This window comes from Mycobacterium sp. TH-M82 (assembly GCF_057473605.1).
Genome location: NZ_JBYCKY010000774.1, coordinates 1 through 7,333, shown reverse-complemented (window position 1 = coordinate 7,333; position 7,333 = coordinate 1). Strand labels below are relative to the sequence as shown.

Genomic DNA, 7,333 nt, shown 5'->3' with positions numbered 1-7,333 from the left:
CCGGTGTCCGGTTGTGGACGGCGTCGCTGGCGCTGACCGCCGGCTGGGTCGTGCTCTACCTGGTGGTGGTCAACCAGCAGCGCTGGAGCTTCAACCTGGGTATGGCCCGGGATCTGCTGTGGCGCTCGGTGACCCGCGGAATCGTTCCCGGCCTGGCCGGCGGGCCGTGGGCCTGGGCGCGCTGGGCCCCGGCCTCACCGTGGGCCACGCCCGGGCCGGTGGTGATGGCCCTGGGCTGGCTGGTGCTGGGCGGGTTACTGGCTGTTTCGCTGTGGCGAAAACACCGGATCGGGCCGGTGTGGCTGGCGGCGGTCGGCTACGCGGTCATCTGCCAGCTGCCGATCTATCTGATGCGCTCCTCGGCGTTCACCGCGCTGGAGCTCGCGCAGACGCTGCGTTATCTGCCGGACCTGGTGGTGGTGCTGGCCCTGCTGGGCGCGGTGGCGTTCTGCGCGCCCGATAAAAGTTCGGCGCGCCGGCGCGGCGCCCCGTTTGTTTTGCAAGCGCCCGTCGTGACGGCCGGTCTGGCGACGGCGTTCGTCGCCAGCAGCCTGTACTCGACGGCGACGTTCTCGAACGCCTGGCGCGACAACCCCGCTCAACCGTATCTACAGAACGCGCGCCGGAGTCTGGCCGCTGCCCGCGCCGGCTCCGACGCGCCGTTGCTCGACCAGGAGGTCGACCCGCTGGTGCTCGGTCGGGTGGTGGGGCCGGAGAACCTGGCCAGCCACTTGTTCGCGCTGCTGCGCGACCGGCCTGAGTTCGCTTCGGCGACAACGCAGCTGCGGATGTTCGACAGCGCGGGCCGGCTGACCGACGCGAAGGTGACCTGGGTGCGAACGATCGTGGCCGGGCCGGTGCCGCACTGTGGCTACCTGGTGCAGCCAGAACTGCCGGTACGTCTCGTGCTGGACGGGCCGCTTTTGCCCGCGGACTGGACCGTCGAGATCAACTACCTGGCCAACGTCGACGGCTCGCTGACGCTGTCGCTATCAGACGGGCCAGACGAATCCGACGGACCCGACGTGCGGACGCGGGTGCGCCCCGGGCTGAACCGGGTCTATGTGCGGCTGCCCGGCGCGGGCGACGCCATCACCGTGCGGGCCGACACCGCGGCGCTGTCGGTGTGCATCGCGGCGGGGCCGCTGGGACACCTAGCACCGAGTTAGCCACCAAAGTGGCGAAATACCCGGCGGCCAAATATTTTAGCCACTACTGCTGACATGTGCGAGCGCGTTGCTAACATAACGGGGTTACGTTAACCTCAGAGTTCGTTCCGAGGGGTCAATCTATGTCACGTCGTCGGTGTCGCAGCACGGGGGAGAGCCACTGCTCGCGGGTCGTTGGTCTGGGCGCGACGGCCGGGGCGGCCGTGCTGTTCGGGGTGTTCGGGATGACACCGTTGGGTGCCGCCCCGCCGGCGCAGGCCGACCCTTTCGACGTCGTCGTCGACTCGATCCTGAACTCGGTCGAGAGTCTAGACCCCGCCGTCGGCACCGACCAGTCGTTCGGCCCCGACGCCGCCTTTGCAGCCACCGGTGCCGCGGACGGCGCTGCGGTGCCTTCGCTCGCCGCGGACACCGCCACGGCGGGCACGGCCGTCCCGGCGAACGTGACGGTCCCGATCAATATCAATGCAGTCACCGAGCCGGTGGTCGACATCTCGGTCAGCGGCGGGGCGAGTGTACCCGTGGTGGTCGACACCGGATCCAATGGCCTTGTTATCCCATGGTGGGATATTGGACTCGATCACCTCAGCTTGCCCACAGGATTGGGTTTCGGTGGCTACAGCGGAGGTTTGAGCTACTTCTACCTCACCCTCCCGGAGACGGTGACTTTCCAGGATGGCGCCACCGGCACTGGTATCGTCACCACCGCGTCGACCCCCGTCGACGCCTTCATCTTCGGGTTCCCGACATCGCTGGCGGGCCTCTCCGACTTCCCGTGGACGCTCGGGCAGTTCCTGGGTCCCGCGGACGCATCCGGTGTTCTGGGGATCGCACCGGATGCCGTCGGGCCGGACACCTCCGGAGTTTCCGCCGTGCTCTCGGCGTTGCCGGGCGACCTCAACCAGGGTGTGCTGATCGACGAGCCGGCCAAAGAGCTCGTCTTCGGTCCCAGCACGTTGCCCGCGGCCGATGGGATCACGGTTCAGGGGGTGGCGAACAGCACCCTCTATCCGTCGATCGACGGCGGGCCGCACCAGGCGGTCAATGCGATCATCGACTCCGGTGGCGTCTTCGGAACGATGCCGTCCTCGGTGCCGGGGGCGGCTGCGGTGGCCGTCAACGGCGCCATACCGAATGGCACAGAAATCTCGGTCTACAACCAGAATGGCGAGCTGCTGTACTCCTACACGACGAGTGAGACGCTGGTCGGGTCAAACGGCCCCGCCGTGATCTCCAGCGGCTCGATGAACACCGGTTATATGCCGTTCCACCAGATGCCGGTGTACATAGACTTGGGCTCGGGCGGTCCCGCGACGACCTTCTACCCCGGAGCCACCTAGGAGAATCGAACTCCTGACCTGCTCATTACGAGTGAGCCGCTCTGCCGACTGAGCTAAGGTGGCGTGCCCGGTGCGTCCCGAGCGGGGGTGAGTCTACCGGTCAAAGCGCAGCGCCTGGCCGATGGCGGCGACCATCGCGTCGACGGCGAAGCGGGGTTTGACATTGACCGCCAGCGCCTCCCGGCAGCTCAGCACCGCCTCGATGCAGCGCAGCAACCGCTCCGGCGTGACGTGGGCGGCCATCGCCGCCACCTTGTCGGCCATGTCCGGGTGGCTGGGCCGCACGGTGCCGGTAGTGCCGGCAGTGCTGGCAGTGCTGGCCCGGGACGCCACCAGCAGCGCGTCCCGGAAGTAGTCCGCCAGGTCGATCAGCGCGCGATCCAGCGCATCGCGGAACGCGCGGGTCTGGCGTGACTTCTGTCGCCGCTCAAGCTCCTTGATCGCCCCGGTGGCGCCGCGCAGCGCCCCGGCGGTGCCCCGTCCGGTGCCTCCCGCCCCCAGCGCGACACGCAGTTCCTCGGTTTCGGCCGCGGCGCGCGCCGCGGTCAGATCCCGGGCCTCGACCTCGGCGGCGGCCACCAACTCCGCGGCCGCGGCATAGGTGCGCGTTCGCGTCGCCGCGTCGCGGGCCAATCCCAGCGCACGCTGGCGGCGCTGGCGGGCCTGAGGGTCGGTGGCCAGCCGGCGGGCCCGGCCGACGTGACCGCCGCTCACCGACGCCGCCCAGGCCGCCGTGTCGGCGTCCAGCCCGTCGGTGTCGGTCAGCACCTGCGCGATCGCTGCCGGCGACGGCGTGACCAGGGCGACGTGCCGGCACCGTGATCGCAGCGTGATCGCGATGTCCTCGGGATCCACCGACGGCGCACACAGCAGGAACACCGTCGACGGCGGCGGCTCCTCGACGACCTTCAGCAGGGCGTTCACCGCTCCCTCGGTGAGCCGGTCGGCGTCCTCGATCAGCACGATCTGCCAGCGTCCGGTGCTTGGCCGCCGGGATGCGATCGCGACGATGGCGCGCATGTCGTCCACCCCGATGGACAGTCCTTCGGGGATGACCCGTCGCACGTCAGCGTGGGTGCCGGCCAGCGTCGTGGTGCACGCGTGACAGCGGCCGCACCCGGGCACCCCATCGGCGGTGCACTGCAGCGCCGCGGCGAAGCACAGCGCCGCGATCGAGCGGCCCGAACCCGGGGGGCCGGTGATCAGCCACGCATGTGACATCGCGCCCACGCCGGTGGCGTTGTGAGCCGAATCATCCCGGGAAGCCCGTGCGGCCGCCACCAGCTCCGCCTCCACCGACTGCTGGCCCACCAGCCGGGCAAAAACCTCAGCCATCGCCTCTCACCGTAGTAGCCGATTCCGACGCAGCCGGTGATCGGCGGTCCGGGGTCGCGACCGATACGGTTGGCTGGTGGGTACGGCGACGATGTTCGGTGGGCGCATCGCCAGGTTCATCCGGTGGGTGGTGCGGACCCCGTGGCCGGTGTTCACGTTGGGCATGCTGCAGGCCGACGTCATCGGCGCACTGTTCGTGACGGGGTTCCTGCGTTTCGGTCTGCCGCCCGAGGACCGAATCGAACTGCAGGATCTGCCCCGGGCCAACGTCGCGATCTTCGCCGTCGTGCTGGCAATCCTGTTCGTGGTGGGGTTTTCGCTAAGCCTCTGGCTGGTGATGCCGGTGTTCCGGTGGCAGCGACGAGACGAGTTGCTGGCCGAAACCGACCCGGCGGCAACCGAGTTGGCGCGTTCTCGCGCATTGCGGATGCCGTTCTACCGCACACTGATCAGCCTGGGCTACTGGGCGGTGGGCGGTGTGGTGTTCGTCATCGCCAGCGGATCGGTGGCCAGCCATGCGGCGCCGGTGACGGCGGTCGCCACCGCCCTGGGCGCCGCCGCGACCGCGATCATCGGCTATCTGCAGTCCGAACGGGTGCTGCGGCCGGTTGCCGTCGCCGCGCTGCGGGAGGGAGTGCCGGAGAAGCTGCACACGCCCGGGGTGCTGCTGCGCCAACTGCTGACCTGGCTGCTGTCCACCGGCGTGCCGCTGCTGGCGATCGTGTTCACGGTGGTAGCCGACAAACTATCGCTGCTCAGCGCTCCGCCGGCCAAGCTCTTCACCCCGATCCTGCTGATGGCGCTGGTCGCGCTGGGCATCGGGCTGGCCGGTACCGTGCTGGTGTCGATGTCGGTCGCCGACCCGCTGCGCCAGCTCCGCTGGGCACTGGGCGAGGTGCAGCGCGGCAACTACAACGCACACATGCAGATCTACGACGCCAGCGAACTCGGCCTGCTGCAGGCCGGGTTCAACGACATGGTGCGCGACCTCGCCGAACGGCAGCGGCTGCGCGACCTCTTCGGCCGCTACGTCGGTGAGGACGTCGCCCGGCGCGCGCTGGAGCGCGGCACCGAGCTCGGTGGGCAGGAACGCAAGGTCGCGGTGCTGTTCGTCGACATGGTCGGCTCCACCCATCTCGCCGCGACCCGGCCGCCCGACGAGGTGGTCAACCTGCTCAACGAGTTCTTCCGGGTGGTGGTGGACACCGTCGGGCGGCACGGCGGTTTCGTCAACAAGTTCCAGGGCGACGCCGCACTGGCGATCTTCGGCGCTCCGATCGAACACCCCGACGCCTCCGGCGCAGCGCTGGGGGCCGCCCGCGAACTGCACGACGAACTGCTCCCGGTGCTGGATTCCGCGGAATTCGGCATCGGGGTGTCGGCCGGGCAGGCCATCGCCGGCCACATCGGCGCCCAGGCCCGCTTCGAATACACCGTGATCGGCGACCCGGTCAATGAAGCCGCCCGGCTGACCGAGCTGGCCAAGCTCGAGGACGGTCACGTGCTGGCGTCGGCGGCCGCGGTGAGCGGCGCGGTGGACGCGGAGGCCCTGTGCTGGGAAGTCGGCGAAGTGGTCGAGCTGCGCGGGCGTACCGTGCCCACTCAGCTGGCCCGGCCACTGAACCTGGCTGCTGCCAAGCGGGTTTCCGACGAGGCTGACCAGCCTCAGCTCTAACTACCCGCGCTTGGCGGTTTTCTTCGCCGCTGTCTTGGAGGCGGTCTTGCGCGTGGTATTCCTCCCGGTCCGCTTGACCGGACCACGCGCCCGGCGGTCGGCCAGCAATTCGGCCGCGCGCTCGTCGGTGATCGAGGCCACCTCGTCACCCTTGCGCAGGCTGGCGTTGGTTTCTCCGTCGGTGACGTACGGCCCGAACCGACCGTCTTTGATCACCATCGGCTTGCCGGTCGCGGGATCAGTGCCCAGTTCACGCAGCGGGGAAGCCGGGACAGCTTGTCGGCCACGATATTTCGGCTCGGCGTAGAGCTTCAGCGCTTCATCGAGGGTGATGCTGAAGATCTGCTCTTCGCCGGCAAGTGAGCGAGAGTCGTTGCCCCGCTTCAGATACGGCCCGTAGCGACCGTTCTGGGCGGTGATCTCCTCACCGGAATCGGGATCCACGCCGACGACGCGCGGCAGCGACAGCAACTTCAGCGCGTCGTCCAGGGTCACCGTCTCCAGGTCCATGCTCCGCAGCAGCGATCCGGTGCGCGGTTTCGGGCCGGCGGGTTTCTTGCCTTTCTTGGCCTGGCCACGTTCGGCGTCGGGCTCCGGCAGGATCTCGGTGACGTAGGGTCCGTACCGGCCGTCTTTGGCGACGATCCGGTGGCCGGTAGCGGGGTCCACTCCCAGTTCCCGGCCCTGCTGGGGGGTGGAGAACATTTTCTCGGCGACCTCGAGGGTCAGCTCGTCGGGGGGGAGGGTGTCGTTGAGGTTGGCGCGCTGTGGGGTCGGCTCCCCCTCCTCGCCGGGGTCGGCGACCATGCGCTCCAGGTAGGGCCCGTTCTTGCCCACTCGGACGTAGACCGGCCGGCCGTCAGCATCGTCGAACAGCTTGATGGAGTTGATTTCGCGCGCGTCGATGTCCTCCAGGTTGACATCGACCAGTTTTTTCAGACCGCCGGACCGGGCCACCGAATCGGGCACGCCGGCCTCGCCGCCGAAATAGAAGTTGGTCAGCCAGGTGGTGCGGTTCTCCTGCCCGGTGGCGATCTCGTCGAGCTCGTCTTCCATAGCGGCGGTGAACCCGTAGTCGACCAGTCGCCGGAAATGCTTCTCCAGCAGCCCGATGACGGCGAACGCAGTCCACGACGGGACCAGCGCGCTGCCCCTCTTGTAGACATAGCCGCGGTCCTGGATGGTCTTGATGATCGACGAATAGGTCGACGGGCGACCGATGCCCAGCTCCTCGAGGGCTTTGACCAGCGACGCCTCCGTGTAGCGGGCGGGCGGGTTGGTGCAGTGCCCGTCCGGGGTCAGCTTGGTCGCGTCGACCCGCTGCCCCCGCCGCAGGTGCGGCAGGGCCCGCTCGGCGTCGTCGGCCTCACCGCCGGCCAGCTCGTCGACGGTTTCCACGTAGGCCTTGAGGAACCCGGGGAAGGTGATGGTGCGCCCGCTGGCGGCGAACGTCACCCGCCGGTCCCCGGACATTCCGGCGACCCGCAGGCTCAGCGTGGTGCCCCGCGCGTCGGCCATCTGCGAGGCCACCGTGCGCTGCCAGATCAGTTCGTAGACCCGGAACTCGTCACCGCCGAGCTCGTGACGCACGGCGTCGGGTGTGGCGAACGTCTCACCGGCGGGCCGGATGGCCTCGTGGGCTTCCTGCGCATTCTTCACCTTGCGGGTGTACTGGCGCGGTGACGGCGAGACGAACTCCTCGCCGTAGAGCTGCTGCGCCTGAGTACGGGCGGCGTCGATGGCCGCCTGCGAGAGCGTGGTCGAGTCGGTGCGCATGTAGGTGATGTAGCCGTTTTCGTAGAGCCGCTGCGCGA

General features: G+C 69.0%; 4 protein-coding genes, 1 tRNA gene and 1 pseudogene. 3 read left to right on the top strand and 3 right to left on the bottom strand.

Translation table 11 applies throughout. The annotated features are described in order from the left end of the window. A pseudogene (locus AC2VON_RS23000) lies at nucleotides 1-1,169 on the top strand (hypothetical protein); the annotation flags it as partial. Between the two features lie 122 nt (nucleotides 1,170-1,291). Beyond that, nucleotides 1,292-2,509: a PecA family PE domain-processing aspartic protease gene (locus AC2VON_RS22995; RefSeq protein ID WP_486954916.1), complete on the top strand. Its 1,218-nt coding sequence runs from the start codon at nucleotides 1,292-1,294 to the stop codon at nucleotides 2,507-2,509. Here the strand turns inward: AC2VON_RS22995 and AC2VON_RS22990 are convergent. Both AC2VON_RS22990 and AC2VON_RS22985 read right to left on the bottom strand, forming a co-directional pair. Next, nucleotides 2,500-2,572 (bottom strand) — tRNA-Thr (locus AC2VON_RS22990). The genes AC2VON_RS22995 and AC2VON_RS22990 overlap by 10 nt on opposite strands. A gap of 30 nt (nucleotides 2,573-2,602) precedes the next feature. Beyond that, nucleotides 2,603-3,844, bottom strand: coding sequence for a DNA polymerase III subunit delta' (locus tag AC2VON_RS22985; protein ID WP_486954915.1), 1,242 nt, complete (start codon nucleotides 3,842-3,844; stop codon nucleotides 2,603-2,605). A gap of 91 nt (nucleotides 3,845-3,935) precedes the next feature. On the opposite strand from AC2VON_RS22985, the gene AC2VON_RS22980 reads away from it, so the two are divergent. Next, complete coding sequence (locus AC2VON_RS22980; protein ID WP_486954917.1) at nucleotides 3,936-5,519, top strand: adenylate/guanylate cyclase domain-containing protein; 1,584 nt, start codon at nucleotides 3,936-3,938, stop codon at nucleotides 5,517-5,519. Here AC2VON_RS22980 and AC2VON_RS22975 read toward each other — a convergent pair. Next, nucleotides 5,520-7,333: DNA topoisomerase (locus AC2VON_RS22975; protein WP_486954914.1), on the bottom strand; the 1,814-nt coding region annotated here is incomplete at its 5' end.

What these genes read in the sequence shown, in the direction of transcription:
- AC2VON_RS22985 (WP_486954915.1), bottom strand. Translation starts at nt 3,844, where the DNA reads ATGGCTGAGGTTTTTGCCCGGCTGGTGGGCCAGCAGTCGGTGGAGGCG.
- AC2VON_RS22980 (WP_486954917.1), top strand. Translation starts at nt 3,936, where the DNA reads ATGTTCGGTGGGCGCATCGCCAGGTTCATCCGGTGGGTGGTGCGGACC.
- AC2VON_RS22995 (WP_486954916.1), top strand. Translation starts at nt 1,292, where the DNA reads ATGTCACGTCGTCGGTGTCGCAGCACGGGGGAGAGCCACTGCTCGCGG.